This window comes from Bacillus cereus group sp. MYBK245-2 (genome assembly GCF_051916145.1).
Taxonomy (GTDB): Bacteria; Bacillota; Bacilli; order Bacillales; family Bacillaceae_G; genus Bacillus_A; species Bacillus_A pacificus.
The window spans coordinates 130,332-149,217 of the sequence record NZ_JBQAGB010000003.1; the positions used below are offsets into that span (position 1 = coordinate 130,332).

The following is an 18,886-nucleotide window of genomic DNA, read 5'->3' on the forward strand; positions in this document are numbered from 1 at the left end:
TAAGTGTTTTCATGCTTATAATGATGTAACCTCATTTTATTATAGTGAATTTTGGGCAGTTGGACAAATAAAGAGAAAATCGTGTTATAATTAACTTTTGTTTGGAATGATAAAAATATAAAAAGTTAAAAAAGTTCATTTTATATATAGAGAAGGGAATTAAAAAAATATGTATTTACAAATAGGATCGATTGAGCAGGTAACTGTTTTACGCGAAACGGAAATCGGATATATGGTTGGGAATGAAGAAGAAGAAATTTTCCTACATAAAAATGAAGTAGCTGGAGAAATTGAAGAAGGCGATACGATTGATGTATTCTTATATCTTGATCACCAAAATCGTATTTCGGCAACAATGAAGGAACCAATTATTACAACGTATGATTGGAACTGGGTAAAGGTTGTAGAAGTCATTCCTAGTCTAGGTGTGTTTGTTGATATTGGTGTATCAAAAGATATACTAATTCCAGCTGATGAATTCCCAATTTATATGCCAGTATGGCCAGAAGTTGGAGACGAATTATATTGTACGTTAAAATTAACGAATCGTGATCGTTTAATTGCTCTTCCAGCAAGAGATAGTGATATGCAAGAAATCGTTGTAGATGCGACACCATCTATGCGTAATAAAAACGTAAACGGACGTGTGTATCGTTCACTTCAAGTTGGTTCGTTCGTATTAACAGATGAGCATTTCCGTGCATTTTTACATCATACAGAAAGAAAAGAGCAAGTTCGCATCGGTCAGCGTGTAACGGGACGAATTATTGATGTAAAAGATGACGGTACAATTAACATCTCTCTTCTTCCTCGTAAGGAAGAAGGAATGGAAGATGATGCTGCAGTGATTTATGCATATATGGAAGAACGAGGCGGAGCAATGCCGTTTTGGGATAAGAGCTATCCAGAAGACATTAAAGAACGTTTCAATATGAGTAAAGCTGCATTTAAGCGTGCACTTGGTAAGTTGATGAAAGAAGAAAAGGTTTACCAAGAAGAAGGTTGGACGTACTTTAAGAAATAAAGGAAATAAAAAGCACCACCTTATATTTTACCTATAAGGTGGTGCTTTTTTAATTCCCTTGCTCATGTACAAGAGTGAACGTATCTTTCAACTCACTATCGTTTATTTTAATATTTGCTTTTTTTAATTCATTTTGCAATAGTTTTTTGCCGAATATAGGGTCAGAGATACGTTCTTCTTCTAAGTTTTTGCGAATAGAGTCTTTCACTTCATCATAAGGCTTTAAAGCTTTTTTATCAGTTAATTTAATAATATGATAACCGTTTGGTGATGCAACGGGATTGCTAATTTGTCCGACCTTTAGTTTATAGGCAGCAGTTTCAAATTCAGGTGCCATTCTACCTGAATTGAAGTATCCAAGGTCTCCGCCTTTCTCTTTTGATAGTAGGTCTTGCGATTCTTGTTTTGCTAGTTCTTCAAATGAAGCACCAGCATCTAATTTTTTCTTTATTTCTTTCGCTTCATTTTCGTCACTTACTAAAATATGGCTTGCTTTAATTTCAGGTTTATAGTGGTCTTTCACGTCTTTTTCTGTAATACTTTTCTTAATCGCTTCATTCATAGCAAGTTTGAACTTAATTTGATTTTTGAAATCAGCTTCATCTTTTAAACCATTGTTTTTCAATACGTTTTTAAATTGGTCTCCGTATTGATTTTTCGCTTTTTGTAATTCTTTATCTACATCATCGTCAGATACTTTATATTTTTTCGTGATAACGTCTTGCGCCATCATTTCGTACAGCATGTCTTTTCCGTAACGATCTTTTAACTGTTTTTCGAAGTCGCTCTTCGTAATGGTTGAGTCTGTTGCTGTAGCGACTGTATCTGAGTCGTTTTTTTGTCCACAAGCAGATAGCATTAATATACTTAGTAGTGCAGTAATAATGAAAATGTGTTTCCCTCTCATGCTAACACCTCATCCGAATATGTTATCGCTATTGTAGAATATAGAAGTGAACATGAAGTGAATTTTTAATGTTTTTTCCCTGTAAACTGTAAAAAAAGTACACCAACAATATTGTCGGTGTACGATGGAATCAAAGGTGATCAGTCTTTTTAGAATAGGCACGCTTACCTTGTTCTATATTCTTTTGTTCTTGCTCATTTTTTTGCGCGCGTTTTGCATTATTATCGCGTGCTTTTTTGTCGTTATCACTCGTATGTGGCATATGTATCAACTCCATTTCTAAACGTTGTACGTTTATCATTTCCTTTTTCGTAAAGACTATGTATAGCAGTGTACTCATGAATAATGAAGGTGGATTGGAAATGGATTTGAAGTTGAATTATACCGAACTTATAAAGAAGTTAATCGTTGTAATCGTCGCAGGTTTGTTAAATGCGATTGGAATGAATTTATTTTTAACGCCAGCGAAAGTGTATGCAAGTGGCTTTGCTGGATTGTCTCAATTGCTATCACAAATATTAGGTGATTTTTTATCTATTCACATATCAACCGGGGTATTATTTAGCTTGTTTAACATTCCAGTCGTTATTTTAGCCTGGAAAAAGGTTGGAAAGGCCTTTACTTTCTTTAGTTTTCTTTGCGTTATCTTTATGACTATGTTTTTAGAAATTATCCCAGTTAGAGCAGTTTCAAACGACATCATATTAAATGCGATTTTTGGTGGGCTTATTTCAGCAATCGGGGTAGGGATTGCGTTGAAGTGGGGGGCTTCTACAGGTGGTTTAGATATAATCGCCATGATTTTATCAAAGATTAAAGACAAGCCTGTCGGTACGTATTTTTTCTTCTTTAATGCACTGATCATTATCGCTGCCGGCTATGTGTATGGATGGGAAAAAGCATTATATACTTTAGTGACTTTGTATGTGTCAACGCGAATCATCGATGCAATTCATACGCGTCATGTGAAGATTACGGCGTTAATCGTTACGAAGAATGGGGCGGATGTACGAAAGGCGATTCACTCACGCTTAGTGAGGGGGATTACAACTATACCAGCAACTGGTGCTTATACGAATGAAAATAAGGAAATGTTAATGATTGTTATTACTCGTTACGAACTGTACGAATTAGAGAGGGTTATTAAACAAGTGGACCCAGGTGCATTTACAAACGTACTGCAAACGGTTGGGGTGTTCGGATTGTTTCGAAAAGATTAAAGAGGACCAAAGCTGGTCCTCTTTTTTAATGTGCATTCGTAATGTTTTGCAACTGCTCTTGCATTTCACGTAGCTGAGCTTTTTCAGCTGTTGAAGAGTTTGCGTATGCAGAGTGCAAAGCGTTTTTGGCTCTATATACGAGATCTTGTTGCTCGGCACCGCTTGAACAAGATACGGCATTTGCAACAGCATCTCTAGCTTGTTGAAATAGTAAGTTCCCCATTTAGACCCCTCCAAAAGAAGAGTTACTTCTCGCTTTTTCTGCCTCAGCTAATGTACCTCGGTACGGGAATCTTGCATCATGCTTCATAACAGCATCGGCTCCTTGTTGGATAAAACGTTTTGATTTATTCTTTTTACCCATTCGAAAAACCCCCTTTATTTAGCTGAAAACAATCGACGCGCTAACTTTTGCGTCTAATGATAGTATGAGCGTTTGGCGAGAAACTATAAGCAGGGAATTTTTAGATTACAACCCAAGAACCTCTTCTAAATATAGTGCAATGCCATCTTCTTCGTTCGTTAGCGTCGTATGGTTTGCGAGCGATTTTAATTCAGGGATGGCATTTCCCATTGCGATGCCGTGACCAGCAAATTCAATCATTTCAAAGTCGTTATCTTCATCACCGAAAGCGATAATTCGCTCTTGTGGAATGTTGTAATGACTAGAAATTTTTTGTAGTCCAACGGCTTTATTTAATCCGCTTTTTACAATTTCAATAATCGGCCAAGGTGCGCCCCATTTTCTATGGTCAATTACTTCAGCATGCATATCAGTTAAATGTTGACGAATTGCACTGGAATGCTCGTCATGTGCGTCAATTAATAAGCAAGTTGGATGATCGTTTAAAATATTTAATAAGTCTCCTGTAAAAATGTTTGGAGAACCGAATTCAAAAATATGTTTTTTATCTTCATCAATTTCACGAACATACACATCATCCATTACTTCAGCGTATATATTTTTTACGCCAAAATCAAAGCAAGCTCGGACAATTTCTTGCGCTGTTGCTAGCTCAAGAGGAGAGTGATGTGTGCCCCACTTTGAATCAAGAGGGTGATGTACGTAAGCGCCATTAAAGTTTACGATTGGTGTATTTAAACCAAGTTCTTTATAGTAATCATAACTAGCGCGGAATGGACGTCCTGTTGAAATAACGACAATATGTCCTTGTTCCTTTGCTTTTGCAATTGTATGTTTCGTTCGAGTGGAAATTATTTTGTTGTCTGTTAATAAAGTGCCGTCTAAGTCTAGTGCGATTAAATGCTGTTTGTTCATAATTTCACCTCTTATAATAATTTATTTTTGTTTCTATCTGTATTTCCGTTTTAATATGCAGAAATAAGAGGTTAAGCTGGGTGAGACCACCAAAGATGGAAACTTCACTATATATCCATCTTACGTCGCAAAGTGTTACGGTGTCTACTATTTCTCGCTGGAAATTAAGAAAAGTCAACATCTTTTTAGAAAGTTCAAACAATGTTTCTTTCATTATGGACAAATTGTGAAAAGGGTTACATTGTTCGTAGGATGAGGCTTATAATGAACATGTAATCTTCTCGTATATGTTTGACTCTCCTTTGAAACTGGCCTATAGTAGGTTGGTTTCTTTTTTTTCTACAAATAGGGAAGAAATCCCTGCTTTAAGCTTGTGTCATTCATGTATATGTACAAGAATGAAATGTAGTACTTGTTTCCTAAACATGACAGACAAGCTTTCTTTTAAAATGGATATACTAATGAGGCAAAGACGTCATGGAAGGAGAATGGAAATGGGGCAAAATCGTAGGTTTCGTTCTGGACAAAAAGCGCCGAATGATGGCATTTACGTAGAAATTGGTGAAACGGGAAGTATGGTGAAAGATCCGCAAATGGTAAAATTAACTGCTGGTGAAAAGTTTCCAGATAACACAAATCATAACCGCCAGTGGACATATAAAAGAAAACCGTAAAAGAAGCCGCAATTATTATTGCGGCTTTTTTGTCGTCATCCATTTTAATTTCATTTACCGTATATTTTTCAGTCGTATCATGCATGCTCCCTTTTTCTTTTTCTAATAATAAGTTTGAAAATACATAATCAAAATTATTGTATAAAAAAGTCAGTTGGCGTATAATCAAATCAAAGGTCAAAGAAAGTCAAACATTTGGAGGACTGTAAAGATGGACTTAAATCAAATGACAACAAAAACACAAGAGGCGATTATGAGTGCTCAATCTTTAGCGGTATCTCATCATCATCAAGAAGTAGATACTGTTCATCTCTTGTTTACATTATTAGAAGAGCAAGATGGGCTAGCAGTACGTATTTTTCAAAAAATGAATGTCGATATAGAAGCGTTAAAACAAGGTGCTGAAGGTTTAATTAAGAAAAAGCCCTCTGTAACGGGAAGCGGTGCAGAAGCAGGTAAATTATATATAACAGGTGCTTTGCAACAACTGCTTGTAAGAGCAGGAAAAGAAGCAGAAAAATTGCAAGATGATTACATTTCAGTTGAACATGTATTACTTGCTTTTACTGAAGAAAAAGGCGATATAAACCAATTATTTACAAGATTTCATATTACGAAAGATAACTTATTACAGTCTTTAATGACAGTTCGGGGGAATCAAAGAGTGACTAGTCAAAATCCAGAAGCAACTTATGAAGCGTTAGAAAAATATGGTCGTGATTTAGTGGCGGAAGTAAGAGCGGGGAAAATTGACCCTGTTATCGGCCGCGATAGTGAAATTCGCCGCGTAATCCGCATTCTTTCACGTAAAACGAAAAACAACCCAGTTTTAATTGGTGAACCAGGTGTTGGTAAAACAGCAATTGTTGAAGGGTTAGCACAGCGTATTGTGAAAAAGGATGTACCTGAAGGATTAAAAGATAGAACAATTTTTGCATTAGATATGAGTGCGCTTGTAGCTGGAGCGAAATTCCGCGGTGAGTTTGAGGAGCGTCTCCAAGCTGTATTAAATGAAATTAAAAAGAGTGAAGGTCGTATTTTACTATTCATTGATGAACTTCACACAATCGTCGGCGCTGGTAAAACAGAAGGCGCAATGGATGCAGGAAATATGTTAAAACCGATGCTTGCGCGTGGTGAACTGCATTGTATCGGGGCGACGACGTTAGATGAATATCGTAAATATATTGAGAAAGATCCAGCGCTAGAAAGACGTTTCCAACAAGTATTAGCAGAAGAACCAACTGTTGAAGATACAATTTCCATTTTACGTGGTTTAAAAGAGCGCTTTGAAATTTATCACGGTGTAAATATTCATGACCGCGCGATTGTAGCAGCATCAGTTTTATCAGATCGATATATTTCGGACCGTTTCTTACCAGATAAAGCAATTGATCTTGTCGATGAAGCGTGTGCAACAATTCGTACAGAAATCGATTCTATGCCGACAGAATTAGATGAAGTAACGCGCCGCATTATGCAGCTAGAAATTGAAGAAGCGGCTCTTGGAAAAGAAAAGGACTTTGGTAGCCAAGAACGTCTAAAAACGTTGCAACGTGAATTATCGGATTTAAAAGAAGTTGCAAGTGGTATGAGAGCCAAATGGGAGAAAGAAAAAGAAGATATTCACAAAGTTCGTGACTTACGTGAACATTTAGAGCGTCTGCGCCGTGAATTAGAAGAAGCAGAAGGTAATTACGATTTAAATAGAGCAGCGGAACTTCGCCACGGAAAAATTCCTGCAATTGAAAAAGAGTTAAAAGAAGCAGAAGAAATGGGCGCGCATAATAAACAAGAAAATCGTTTATTACGTGAGGAAGTAAGTGGAGAAGAGATTGCTGATATTGTTTCACGCTGGACTGGTATTCCTGTCGCAAAACTCGTTGAAGGTGAACGTGAGAAATTATTACGATTAGAGCAAATTTTATCAGAGCGTGTCATCGGACAAGAGGAAGCGGTAAGCTTAGTATCAGACGCAGTTCTTCGTGCGCGCGCAGGTATCAAAGACCCGAACCGTCCGATTGGTTCCTTCATTTTCTTAGGACCTACTGGTGTTGGTAAAACAGAACTTGCAAAAACGTTAGCGCAGTCATTATTCGATAGTGAAGAACAAATGATTCGTATTGATATGTCTGAGTATATGGAGAAACACGCTGTGTCACGCTTAATTGGTGCGCCTCCTGGATATGTTGGATATGAAGAGGGCGGTCAATTAACAGAAGCGGTAAGACGTAAACCGTATTCGGTTATTTTATTAGACGAAATCGAAAAAGCACATCCAGAAGTATTCAACATTTTATTACAAATGTTAGATGACGGTCGCATTACAGATTCGCAAGGACGTACAGTAGACTTTAAAAACACAGTTATTATTATGACTTCAAATATTGGATCTGCTCATTTATTAGATGGATTAGAAGATGATGGCTCCATTAAAGAGGAATCAAGAGAGCTTGTAATGGGACAATTAAGAGGACATTTCCGACCAGAGTTTTTAAACCGTGTCGACGAAATTATTTTATTCAAACCTCTTACAACGAATGAAATTAAAGGTATTGTTGATAAAATTGTAAAAGAATTACAAGGTCGTTTAGCTGACCGTCACATTACGGTAGAATTAACAGACGCAGCGAAAGAGTTTGTTGTCGAAGCTGGCTTCGATCCGATGTACGGAGCCCGTCCATTAAAAAGATATGTACAGCGTCAAGTTGAGACGAAATTAGCGAGAGAATTAATTGCAGGTACGATTACTGACAATAGTCATGTAGTGGTTGATGTAGAAAATAACGAGTTAGTTGTTCATGTGAAATGAAAATAGGTTGTGGAGGAGGATTTCTCCACAGTCTATTAAAAAAAGCACTCTTAAGTGCTTTTTTTATTGTTTATAGACTCTGGTGCAACTTCATTATCGGTTTGAGTGTAGTAATTTTCATCGTGGTAGGGCAAAGCTAAGTGCTCCAATGTTTTTTCATCTTCTAGACAAATAATTTTCAATTCGTATCCTTCAAAATCGGTTGGATAGAAAATATCTTCACTTTGATTTTCAGTTAATGCTACATCAATCATATCCCTTAATTGTTCTAATCCTTTTTTGTTACCGATAATTATAGCTTGATTATGCCACATTTGCTGGCCGTAAATATTGCAAATCTTATAATCTTTGAAATTAATAACATTACTCCTTTATATTACGATATAGTCTTTTTTAATAAGAGAATAGTGCTTTTTGTCCTTATATTAGTTATTTAACCGTTAAAGGATAATAAAGGATTTTTATCCATGTAAAAAAGAGTTCGGATAAAATCCGGACTCTTTTTTTAGTGTTGTTCTACTGGCTCGTTTGGAATTGCAGCTGAAATTGCTAGTACGAATACCGCAAGAACAACTGAGAAAATAGACGCTTGGTTAAAATCGTATGTACCGCCAGTCATAGAGCCGATTACGTAGCTCATCATATGTACAAGCAAGAACGACCAAATTAATGCCCAAATGAAACGCATATTTTACACCTCTATTCGTTCAATCTGTCCTTATTGTAACACAATTGAAAAAAGAATATAGAAAAATATTTGTAGATTTTTCAACGCAAATTTGCATTCCGTTCATACATTATAAAAGAGTACTTTTATACGTTTAGAAAATAAGGCGGGGGAAAAATGAGTATTACGGAACGTTTTTTTTACTTAGAAAAAGAACCATGCGTTATTTATTTACCAGAGAAGCCAAATGGATTTTCTGTCATGCTTCTTGGTGATTACAACTACTTTATTGAGAATGGTACAAGTTTATGGACACAGCATACAGGTAGATCTTATTTTTTACATGGCCTTATTGAGGAAGGCTATACGGTCTTTTCTTCTAATTTATACGGAAGACATTGGGGAAACGACCAATCTGTTCGTCTAGCGAAACGTCTATATGACGTTGTGTTGAGAAAAGAGACATTAAATGCAAAAATGCACATTATGGCAGATGGTATGGGAGCACTTGTTGCGCTTGAAATGATGAACAAATACCCTGAATGTATACGTTCTGTCATTATGTTAAATCCGTGTTTAGATTTACCAGAATATGTGGAGTTTGAGAAAGAGCATAAATTTTTTTACAAGAGACTCTTGAAGGAATTAAGTTTGGCGTATGATGCTAAAGAAGAAGAATTAGAAGCGAAAATAAATAAGAAATCATTTACGCTTCTTCCGTCTTGTGTACCTGTTAAAATTTTTGTATCAACACAAGAAAAAAGAGGAAGAAAACAGCTGCTACGTAAATACGAGAAAATGAGGCAATTGAACCAATGCGATACTTCTGTCTTATTCCATCTGCAAGATGTGAAATATAAAATGGTTAGGCAAACGACTGATTTCTTTAAAAAATATGAAGAAGAATTGTGAAGCTCCCATATACATAAATGAGGAGCTATTTGTTTCAAGGGGAAAGGGCTGGTGGTATGGAACGCGTGCTAATTATAGGTGCACTTACGTTTGTAGGTTATCACCTTGTGAATAAAATGATTGCAGAAGAAGTAGAAGTATATGGTCTTGATTTTGATGAATTTGATAGTATGACAAAAATTAATGAAGAGAAGTTATTGTTAATTGGGCGAAATGCGTTATTTACGTATTATTCGATAAGAGATGAAGACGGATGGAGATCCGTAGAGGAAGAGAAATTTGATGCCGTTTACTTTTGTCTGTATGAACCAAATCAACAAAGGGGCTTTCGAAATGAAAGAGTTATATTACAGTATTTAAAGCGAATGATAAGACTGTGTGAAGAACATAAAGTGAAGTTAAATCTAATTTCTTCTATTGAAGTAGGAAACGCAGATGAGTCCGAAAATAAACGTTTATTTTCGAAAGTGGAAGAAGGATTGAAAAAAGGAGAGGTACAATATAGTGTATTTCGAGTTCCTACATTATATGGTCCATGGCAACCATCTTTTATGATGTATCATCAGCTCATGTTATCAGAACTGGGTGAGAAAGAGTGCCATTATGTGAGTGAGGAAAACGGAAGTGATCTACTGTACGTTGAAGATGTATGTGAATACTTATGGGAAAATGGAATGAACGAGGAGCATCTCGGTATATATAATTTACTTAGTGGCAAAAAATCATTATGGAAAAAAGGTATGAACCTTTTACGTGCAGAGGATAAAGTGAATAAAGAGAATGCGGAAGAAAGAGATGGAGCGGCCGAGGATATTTCAATAAAAAGAAATACTCCGTTAGAATACGGTTTAAATAAACAATTGGCACATATGAAAAAATATAAAGAGTTATACGAAGGATAGAGAGCATGTTACACTATGTATGTGAAAGTTTTAATGGAGAGGAAGAACGTAATATGAATGAGAAAAGCATGCAATTTTTACAAATCGCAATGAAGCATTTACCAGAAGCTAAGGCCATTTTAGATGATAATGGAATTGCGCTTGATATGGAGAAAGCTCAACCAGTATTAGAGTTATTGATGAAAGTTATGAACGAAGCATATGAGCTCGGGAAAGCAGATAAAGAATAAAAGCATTTTTTTAGACGGAAGAAAGGCCCGAACCGTAAGTAGAAGCGGTTCGGGCCTTTTTATATTTCGAAAGAATAGGGAAAGGTATGTTTCCGTTTCTTTTCATGAACAATAAGGTGAATAATGCGTTAGCTTTATGTTTTAGCTGAAATATATTCTAGACAAAAATACATTTATGTTTTAAAATTAGTACCAAGTCATAATAATTGATATAAAACGGAGGGCTGCGATGTGAACGTGGGCATTTTAGGGATCGGAAGATATGTGCCAGAAAAAGTAGTCACAAATCACGATTTAGAGAAAATAATGGATACATCCGATGAATGGATTCGTACGAGAACAGGGATTGCGGAAAGACGCATTGCCGATGATACAATAGATACTTCATATATGGCCGTAGAGGCTTCTAAAAAAGCACTTGAAGATGCAGGGATTAGCGGAGAGGATATCGATCTTATTTTAGTAGCCACAGTAACGCCAGATCGTGCTTTTCCAGCAGTAGCTTGTGTTATTCAAGAAGCGATTGGCGCAAAACATGCAGCTGCAATGGATTTAAGTGCAGCGTGTGCTGGTTTTATGTACGGAATGATTACAGCGCAGCAATTTATTCAAACGGGAACTTATAAAAATATACTAGTAGTTGGTAGTGATAAACTATCTAAAATTGTAGACTGGAACGATCGAAATACAGCAGTACTATTTGGAGACGGAGCCGGTGCGATTGTAATGGGAGCTGTTTCAGAAGGTAAAGGTGTTCTATCTTTCGAATTAGGAGCGGACGGAAGTGGCGGTAAGCATCTTTATCAAGACGAGTATGTTATGATGAATGGCAGAGAAGTCTTTAAATTTGCCGTTCGTCAACTTGGGGATTCTTGTCTTCGCGTTTTAGATAAAGCAGGTCTTACGAAAGAAGATGTGGATTTCTTAGTACCGCATCAAGCGAACATTCGTATTATGGAATCTGCAAGAGAGAGATTAAATTTACCACAAGAAAAAATGAGTATGACAATTGAGAAGTTCGGTAATACATCAGCTTCTTCCATTCCGATTGCGATGGTAGAGGAATTGCAAAACGGACGTATTCAAGATGGTGATTTAATTATACTTGTTGGTTTTGGCGGCGGATTAACGTGGGGAGCAGTCGCTCTTCGTTGGGGTAAATAAGGACTGAGAGAAAAAAGGAGTGTATTTTGTATGGAAAAAAAGAGGGTCGTAATTACAGGACTAGGAGCTGTTACACCGGTCGGTACAGATGTTGAAACAGCGTGGGAAAACATTAAAAAAGGTGTATCTGGAATCGGACGACTTACAAGAATTGATCCGGAACTATTTCCAGCAAAAGTAGCAGCAGAAATTAACGACTTTGAAGTCGAGAAATATATTGATAAAAAAGAAGCGCGCCGTATGGATCGCTTTACACAATATGCAGTAGCAGCAGCGAAAATGGCAGTTGCAGATGCAAAGCTTGAGATTACAGAAGAAAACGGACCTCGAATTGGTGTATGGATTGGTTCTGGTATTGGCGGTATGGAAACATACGAAGAACAATTTAAGATTTTTACTGAGAAAGGTCCGCGCCGCGTGAGCCCATTCTTCGTACCGATGATGATTCCAGATATGGCAGCAGGCCAAGTATCAATCGCAACAGGAGCAAAAGGAATTAACACTTGTTCTGTAACGGCTTGTGCATCTGGTGCAAACTCAATTGGTGATGCGTTTAAAGCGATTCAGCGAGGTGATGCTGATGCAATGATTACAGGCGGAGCAGAGGCGCCGTTAACAAGTATGGCATTCGCAGGATTTAGCTCAGCGAAAGCATTAACATTCAATGAAGATCCAGCAACAGCTTGCCGTCCATTCGATAAAAACCGTAGCGGTTTCGTAATGGGTGAAGGTTCGGGTATTTTAATTCTTGAAGAATTAGAGCACGCATTAGCTCGTGGTGCTCACATTTATGCAGAAATCGCTGGTTACGGTGCAACTGGTGATGCATTCCATATTACAATGCCGGCTCCTGGCGGTGAAGGCGGCGTGCGCGCAATGCGTCAAGCTTTAGCAGATGCAGGTCTACAGCCAGAAGATATTGATTACATTAATGCGCATGGTACAAGTACGGATGCGAATGAAAAGTATGAAACGATGGCAATTAAAGAAACGTTCGGTGAGCATGCGTATAAAGTAGCGATCAGCTCAACGAAATCAATGACAGGTCACTTATTAGGGGCAGCTGGTGCTGTTGAAGCGATTTTCTCTATTAAATCAATTACAGATGGAGTAATTCCTCCAACAATTAACTATGAGACACCAGATCCAGAATGTGACTTAGATTACGTACCGAATCAAGCGAGACATCAAGAAGTAAACGCAGTGTTAAGTAATTCATTAGGATTCGGTGGTCATAACGCAGTATTAGTATTTAAAGCGTATAAATAATAGATGAAATAAGGAGTTTTTTCGTAACATATTGCGAAAAAACTCCTTATTTATTTTTACGCCTTTTTCTCCTTTTGCATATACATAAGAAAAAGGAGGGATAAAGATGGGGGTTGTTGAAACTGCTGAGTGGTTACATCTATATTACGGACGGCCAGAAAAGCTGTGTGAGAAATTTACGAAGTATATCCCGCTGCCAAAAGAAAGATTGTATCGCTTTTTAATTTCTAAAGGTATGTATCGCCCCGTTATGCGAGGAGAACGAGAAATTAAAGAGTTAGAGAAAAAGGAAGTTTGGAAAGAGTTACGTGCGGAGTATGAGAAGCTGAAAGATTGGCTAAAAGGTCCAGATGTCCCTGTCTTTATTTTATTATCAGATTCCTATAATCGAACGGTACAAGAAGAGTATAACGGCAGGGCTGGATTATCTATGCGTCACGTTATTTTCTTATTTGTATGTGGACGGAATTCGGTGGAAGAATTAAAAGTGTTACTAGCGCATGAATATCATCACATATGCAGGTTACATCAAATTGAGACGAAAGAAACGGAATATACATTACTTGATACGATGATTATGGAAGGTTTGGCTGAGCAAGCGGTAACGGAAAGATATTCAGAAAAAAACAATGCACCGTGGACGACGTATCTTTCAAAAGAAGAGGCTATATATTATTGGAAAAATGTTGTACATGAAAGAATAAGTATAAAGCGAGGAACAAGGGAGCACGACATCTTATTAAATGGATTTCATTCTTATCCAAAGATGCTTGGCTATGCGCTTGGATTTCATATTGTCAAAGATTGTGTAACTTTGGAAGGAGAAGATACACTTTCTTTATTGCCTATAGATGCGAAAGAAATATTGAATAAAGCAAATACATTTCATATATAAAAAAACAGGAGCTCTCTTTCCTGTTTTTTTAGTATTAATAGAAGAAAAAATAATAATTAGAATATATTTCCTTAGGTGGAATAAAGTTAAGAAAAATTGAACATAATGATGGATACAAACAGTAGTGAAGTGAGGGGTAGTGAATGTTATATCTACATGATGTATGGGTAAATTGGTTTGAAGGTGAAGAAAATGGGTATAACGTTTGTCATTTTTACGAATGGCGGAAAGATGATACGATTGAGCTATTAGATCAAGTGCCATTATTAAAAGTAGATGCCACATTATATCATTACATCGAGAACGAATTGTTAGAGCTTCCGCAAAAAATGTTGGAAGACGTACATCATAAGGCTTATATTCGTAAAAATCATGAACGTTTGCAGCAAGAGTATTGCTTTGTAGTTACAGATGGAAAAGGAATTATTGCGATTGACACAATTGGTTACAATGTACCGATTCGAAAAAGTAGACTTATACCGCGCCAAGAGCAGATGGTATATGAGATGGTAGAAAACGTACAAGCAGAAAAGTATGAGTTCCAAGTAGAAGAAATAGAAAAAGAACATCATATTTTATCACCATCACCATTCATTATGAATGGCCTGACTCGTAAAGAAAGACAGCTTAAACAATTATTATTTATGGCGTTAGATCAATTACATACAACGAAAAACACAGCAGAAATTCGCTATTGGTTCACAGAGTGGGATCCATCAGCATACGGAATGGTTCAACATATGGAATTTGAAGATATTTGGGCTAAGCTGTATGAGGAAGCGAAAACAGGTTGGTCTGAGAAGCACGAACAATTATGCGAGCGTCTCGTAAAAGGACAACCATTTTTTGAAAAGTTATGGGAAATGGAAAACGAGCAAAAGGTAAATTAAAAAAACCGCCAATCGGCGGTTTTTTTAATTTGGTGTAACTTATCTTCAGCAGCAAGCTCTTCGTGTCTAAGAACTGAACGAGCTGCCTCCGCTTTTATATGAAATCCAGCTCCAGCGGCAAGAATGTTCGGTGGCTTCGCACCTTCCTGCGAGGCAAAAAACGCCTCTCCGTCAGGAGCTCCATCCCCCTCACATTCTAAGCGAGCCGCTTCCGCTTTATATAGAAATCCAGCTCTGGCTCCTAGCCCTCCGCTTTATATGTTACCTACGTTTTCTGCTTAGTCCCATTGCGTTTTCTACTTTGCGTAGTTGTTTGAATGCGACGCGGTTTGCTTTTTCGGCACCTTTGTCTAGAATTTCGTCTAGTTCTGGTGAGTTAATTAGTTCGTTATATTTGTCTTGGATTGGGCGAATCGCTTCTACGACTACTTGTGCTAGGTCGCCTTTGAAGTCGCTATATCCTTTTCCTTCGTACATTGCTTCGATTTCTTCAACTGTTTTTCCAGAGAATGAAGAGTAGATTGTTAATAAGTTAGAGATACCAGGTTTGTTTTCTTTATCGAATTTCACGATACCTTCAGAGTCAGTTACAGCACTCTTAATTTTCTTTTCAATTGTTTTTGGTTCATCAAGCATGCTAATCATTGATTTTGGATTCGGATCAGATTTACTCATTTTTTTCGTAGGCTCTGTTAGTGACATAACGCGAGCTCCTACTTTTGGAATGCGGATTTCAGGAATTGTGAATACTTCACGGAAGCGTTTGTTGAAACGCTCTGCTAGGTCACGTGTTAATTCCATATGTTGCTTTTGATCATCACCAACAGGCACGATCTCAGTGTTGTAAAGTAAAATATCAGCAGCCATTAATGGTGGATACGTTAGTAATCCAGCTGGTACTGAATCTCTACCTGACGCTTTATCTTTATATTGCGTCATACGCTCTAATTCTCCAACGTAAGCAACTGATTGCATAATCCATCCTAGTTGAGCGTGTGCCGGTACTTCTGATTGTACAAATAACGTAGCTTTTTCAGGGTCGATACCGCATGCTACATAAAGTGCAGCAAGACTGCGGATGTTTTTACGAAGCCCGACAGGATCTTGAGGTACTGTAATCGCATGTTGGTTTACAATACAGAAATAACAGTCGTGTTCATTTTGAAGCTCTGTAAATTGCTTCATAGCTCCTAAATAGTTTCCAAGTGTAATCGTTCCACTTGGCTGAATACCAGAAAAGATAACTGACATAATTAATTCCTCCTAAATTTGAATGCGTAATGGGGAAGAGAAGGCAAACAAAAAAAGCCCATTCATCCCAAAAAACTATAGGGACGAATGGACCGCGGTACCACCCTAATTATTTCACTACTGTGAAATCTCTCTAATCCATAATAACGTTTGGATATAACGCCAAAGCCTACTACTTTCGGTTCGGTTTGGAGCTCAAAAGCCCATTCCATACTGTACAATTACTTGTTCACACCAGCCACAAGCTCTCTGAAATTGCCTCAATATGTACTCTTCTTTATCATCGCATACATATAAATTTATTTATTGTTACCTGAGCTCTTTAAATATGAAAGAACTAAAGTTTTATAACAAAATGTTTTGCTGATTATTATATCATATGGGATAGTGTTTGCAAACTACATCAAAATAGTAAAGCTAATGAAGGTCGAGAACAACCCAAGAATGATACCGGTAATGCAAATTGGATACGTCCATTTGAATGAATATGTTTTATAAATACGTTCTTTCTTATCGACAGGTTCCTCTACTTCTTCAATTAAAGAGTCAATTTTTTTGTTCGTACCAAATACTCTTTGGAAGGCGTAAATTGTTACATTAAAAAATCCATTTTGAAATATGAATAAAAAACCGCCTATAAGAATAAAAAATAGTGCGATATAAAACGAGATGTTGACAAAATTCAACAAAAAATGCGATGAAACGAGGAATGCACCAATACTAGAAGCGATTATCGCTATGAAAATTAGTATACAAGTATGAAAAAAAACTTTATTCAAAATGTTCCCCTCCGTCAAAATATTACTAGAATTATTATACTATAAAAGCTATAATATGTACTAGAACTAATTTTTTGAAAATTATACGCAATTAAAGGTCTGATTGCAAGATGATGGTAGCAATGTTAACGTATCCCTTTACAAAAAAAAAAAATATAAACATTTTATTAAAAATTTTAACAAAAAAACAAAAAACTATATTCACAATTGTTATATTATATGTATAATGAAAATTGTAGAAACTTGGAGATTATTCTTTCAATTCTACTTTTTTACAAGTGAGGGTACAGGAAGTGCAATTAGGGGAGGCAACACAACATGAAGAAAAAGATACCGTTATTACTTGCATCGACGTTGACTGTCAGTATGTTAGGAGCTTGTAGTTACCAAAAAGAGGATAATAAAGCAGGCGCGAAAGAAAAATCCTCAAACAAGCAAGTGTTAAATCTAACTGAGACAGCTGAAATCCCAACTATGGATACGACGTTATCAACAGATGCAACATCTTCTAACATCATGAATAACACAATGGAAGGGTTATATCGTCTGGGGAAAGATGATAAACTTGTTCCGGGTGTCGCTAAATCTTATGAGAAATCAGAGGATGGCAAAAAGTATGTGTTTAAGTTACGTGAAGATGCGAAATGGTCTAATGGTGAACCTGTAACAGCGAAGGACTTCGTTTATTCTTGGCGAAGAGCTGTAGATTCAAACACGGGTGCCAAGTTTGCTTACATACTATTTGATGTTAAAAATGCGGAGAAAGTTAACAAAAAAGAGTTACCAGTTGAAGAACTTGGTGTAAAGGCAATTGATGATCATACACTTGAAGTGGAATTAGATAACCCTGTTCCTTATTTTGTAAGTTTAACAGTCTATCCAACATTGTATCCTTTGAATGAGAAGTTTGTAACAGAACAAGGAGCAAAATTTGGATTAGAATCCAATACGACACTTTATAATGGTCCATTCGTATTAAATGAATGGAAGCATGAACAAAGTTTCAAGCTTAAGAAGAATCCAACGTATTGGGAAAATAAAGAAGTAAAACTTGAGGAAATAAACTTCAATATTGTTAAGGATCGTTCAACTGCTATAAATTTATATGAAACGAAAGCAATTGATCGTGTAGTCTTAACATCAGAGTTTGTAGATAAATACAAATCAGATGCTGACTTTAAAACGATTAAGAGACCATCTACACAATTTATTCGCTTAAATGAAAAGAATAAATTTTTAGCAAATAAAAATATCCGAAAAGCAATTGCAATGTCCTTTGAACGTGAAAACATCGGAAAAGTAATCTTAAACGATGGTTCAGAGGGTATATATGGTTTTGTTCCGAAAGGCTTAGCAAAAGGTCCGAATGGAAAAGACTTCCGTGAAGAAAACGGAAAGCTTATAAAAGAGGATATGAAAGAAGCACAAAAATACTGGGAAGCTGGTAAAAAAGAACTTGGTGTAGACAAAGTAGAGTTAGAGCTATTAAACTTTGATACTGATGATGCTAAAAAAATCGGAGAGTATTTAAAAGGCCAATTTGAAAAGAACTTACCAGGTTTAACAGTTCCAACAAAAATGCAACCATTTGCACAAAAATTAAAACTTGAAGCAAGTGGAGATTATGCAATGTCATATGCGGGATGGAATCCAGATTATATGGATCCAATGTCATTCCTTGAAATGTATACGACAGGTAATGCGCAAAACAAAGTACATTACGCAAACCCAGCGTATGATGATTTAATTAAAAAAGCAAAAACAGAAGTTGATGTACAAGCTCGTTGGGATGCATTATTACAAGCAGAAAAACAACTGCTTGAAGATGCAGCAATTGCTCCAGTATATCAACCTGGAAAAGCATATTTACAACGCCAATCTATTACTGGCCTATTAGAACATAAATATGGCGGGGAATTTAGCTATAAGTGGGTTGAACTCAAAAACTAAAAATGGTTTCCATCATGAATAAGGGTATATGCCTATGATGGGCATATACTCTTATTTTAAA

21 protein-coding genes and 1 other annotated feature are annotated in these 18,886 nt (G+C 36.7%); of the genes, 12 read left to right on the plus strand and 9 right to left on the minus strand.

From position 1 onward, the window contains the following. Positions 1-169 precede the first annotated feature (169 nt). The gene (locus tag ACTFRN_RS07735) at positions 170-1,024 is read left to right on the plus strand and encodes a CvfB family protein (protein WP_000281266.1); all 855 of its coding nucleotides are present in this window, start codon (positions 170-172) and stop codon (positions 1,022-1,024) included. Positions 1,025-1,073: 49 nt separating this feature from the next. Here the strand turns inward: ACTFRN_RS07735 and prsA are convergent, their stop codons facing one another. Together prsA and ACTFRN_RS07745 are read right to left on the minus strand one after the other, a co-directional pair. After that, entirely contained in the window at positions 1,074-1,931 is an 858-nt protein-coding gene (prsA, locus tag ACTFRN_RS07740) for a peptidylprolyl isomerase PrsA (protein ID WP_001214227.1), read from the minus strand. Positions 1,932-2,061: 130 nt separating this feature from the next. Next, positions 2,062-2,193 carry a DUF3941 domain-containing protein gene (locus ACTFRN_RS07745; protein WP_001120845.1) on the minus strand — a complete coding sequence of 44 codons (132 nt, stop codon included), beginning with the start codon at positions 2,191-2,193 and terminating at the stop codon, positions 2,062-2,064. Positions 2,194-2,293: 100 nt separating this feature from the next. Between ACTFRN_RS07745 and ACTFRN_RS07750 the strand changes: the two genes are divergently transcribed. Beyond that, positions 2,294-3,151, plus strand: coding sequence for a YitT family protein (locus ACTFRN_RS07750; RefSeq protein ID WP_000364453.1), 858 nt, complete (start codon positions 2,294-2,296; stop codon positions 3,149-3,151). 25 nt (positions 3,152-3,176) lie between these two features. Here ACTFRN_RS07750 and ACTFRN_RS07755 read toward each other — a convergent pair whose 3' ends face one another. From ACTFRN_RS07755 to ACTFRN_RS07765, 3 genes are all read right to left on the minus strand, one after another. Next, positions 3,177-3,374 (minus strand): DUF3813 domain-containing protein, encoded by a 198-nt coding sequence (locus tag ACTFRN_RS07755; protein WP_000527391.1) that lies wholly within the window; start codon positions 3,372-3,374, stop codon positions 3,177-3,179. Further along, entirely contained in the window at positions 3,375-3,515 is a 141-nt protein-coding gene (locus ACTFRN_RS07760) for a hypothetical protein (RefSeq protein ID WP_000516816.1), read from the minus strand. Between the two features lie 105 nt (positions 3,516-3,620). Further along, positions 3,621-4,430, minus strand: a complete 810-nt coding sequence (locus ACTFRN_RS07765) for a Cof-type HAD-IIB family hydrolase (protein WP_001041235.1) — start codon at positions 4,428-4,430, stop codon at positions 3,621-3,623. 494 nt (positions 4,431-4,924) lie between these two features. On the opposite strand from ACTFRN_RS07765, the gene ACTFRN_RS07770 reads away from it, so the two are divergent. After that, positions 4,925-5,104, plus strand: a complete 180-nt coding sequence (locus ACTFRN_RS07770) for a YjzC family protein (RefSeq protein WP_000531421.1) — start codon at positions 4,925-4,927, stop codon at positions 5,102-5,104. A 211-nt stretch (positions 5,105-5,315) separates the two neighbouring features. Beyond that, on the plus strand, positions 5,316-7,916 hold the full coding sequence (gene clpB, locus ACTFRN_RS07775; RefSeq protein WP_088106550.1) for an ATP-dependent chaperone ClpB: 2,601 nt from the start codon (positions 5,316-5,318) through the stop codon (positions 7,914-7,916). A 50-nt stretch (positions 7,917-7,966) separates the two neighbouring features. Here clpB and ACTFRN_RS07780 read toward each other — a convergent pair whose 3' ends face one another. Beyond that, positions 7,967-8,230, minus strand: a complete 264-nt coding sequence (locus ACTFRN_RS07780; RefSeq protein ID WP_000264678.1) for a hypothetical protein — start codon at positions 8,228-8,230, stop codon at positions 7,967-7,969. Positions 8,231-8,421: 191 nt separating this feature from the next. Then, a complete protein-coding gene (locus ACTFRN_RS07785) occupies positions 8,422-8,604 on the minus strand; it encodes a YjzD family protein (protein ID WP_001211115.1) in 183 nt (60 codons plus the stop codon). 156 nt (positions 8,605-8,760) lie between these two features. Between ACTFRN_RS07785 and ACTFRN_RS07790 the strand changes: the two genes are divergently transcribed. The 7 genes from ACTFRN_RS07790 to ACTFRN_RS07820 all read left to right on the plus strand — a co-directional run bounded on the left by ACTFRN_RS07790 (position 8,761) and on the right by ACTFRN_RS07820 (position 14,845). Further along, on the plus strand, positions 8,761-9,495 hold the full coding sequence (locus ACTFRN_RS07790) for a hydrolase (RefSeq protein ID WP_000028715.1): 735 nt from the start codon (positions 8,761-8,763) through the stop codon (positions 9,493-9,495). Between the two features lie 29 nt (positions 9,496-9,524). After that, on the plus strand, positions 9,525-10,397 hold the full coding sequence (locus tag ACTFRN_RS07795; protein ID WP_000486158.1) for an NAD-dependent epimerase/dehydratase family protein: 873 nt from the start codon (positions 9,525-9,527) through the stop codon (positions 10,395-10,397). A gap of 53 nt (positions 10,398-10,450) precedes the next feature. Beyond that, complete coding sequence (locus tag ACTFRN_RS07800) at positions 10,451-10,627, plus strand: ComZ family protein (protein ID WP_001986215.1); 177 nt, start codon at positions 10,451-10,453, stop codon at positions 10,625-10,627. Between the two features lie 231 nt (positions 10,628-10,858). Further along, positions 10,859-11,791 (plus strand): beta-ketoacyl-ACP synthase III, encoded by a 933-nt coding sequence (gene fabH / locus ACTFRN_RS07805; RefSeq protein ID WP_001100536.1) that lies wholly within the window; start codon positions 10,859-10,861, stop codon positions 11,789-11,791. Between the two features lie 30 nt (positions 11,792-11,821). Continuing rightward, positions 11,822-13,060, plus strand: coding sequence for a beta-ketoacyl-ACP synthase II (fabF, locus tag ACTFRN_RS07810; RefSeq protein WP_000412655.1), 1,239 nt, complete (start codon positions 11,822-11,824; stop codon positions 13,058-13,060). Positions 13,061-13,166: 106 nt separating this feature from the next. Continuing rightward, entirely contained in the window at positions 13,167-13,955 is a 789-nt protein-coding gene (locus ACTFRN_RS07815; RefSeq protein WP_000539320.1) for a DUF2268 domain-containing protein, read from the plus strand. A 143-nt stretch (positions 13,956-14,098) separates the two neighbouring features. Beyond that, positions 14,099-14,845 carry a YjbA family protein gene (locus ACTFRN_RS07820; protein ID WP_000966125.1) on the plus strand — a complete coding sequence of 249 codons (747 nt, stop codon included), beginning with the start codon at positions 14,099-14,101 and terminating at the stop codon, positions 14,843-14,845. Positions 14,846-15,106: 261 nt separating this feature from the next. On the opposite strand, the gene trpS is transcribed toward ACTFRN_RS07820, so the two are convergent. Next, entirely contained in the window at positions 15,107-16,096 is a 990-nt protein-coding gene (gene trpS / locus ACTFRN_RS07825; RefSeq protein ID WP_074567617.1) for a tryptophan--tRNA ligase, read from the minus strand. 76 nt (positions 16,097-16,172) lie between these two features. Beyond that, positions 16,173-16,389 (minus strand) — a binding site (T-box leader). A gap of 105 nt (positions 16,390-16,494) precedes the next feature. Then, the gene (locus tag ACTFRN_RS07830; RefSeq protein WP_001044987.1) at positions 16,495-16,875 is read right to left on the minus strand and encodes a DUF3899 domain-containing protein; all 381 of its coding nucleotides are present in this window, start codon (positions 16,873-16,875) and stop codon (positions 16,495-16,497) included. Between the two features lie 318 nt (positions 16,876-17,193). On the opposite strand from ACTFRN_RS07830, the gene ACTFRN_RS07835 reads away from it, so the two are divergent. Further along, the gene (locus ACTFRN_RS07835) at positions 17,194-18,825 is read left to right on the plus strand and encodes a peptide ABC transporter substrate-binding protein (RefSeq protein WP_046646762.1); all 1,632 of its coding nucleotides are present in this window, start codon (positions 17,194-17,196) and stop codon (positions 18,823-18,825) included. The last annotated feature ends 61 nt before the right edge of the window (positions 18,826-18,886 follow it).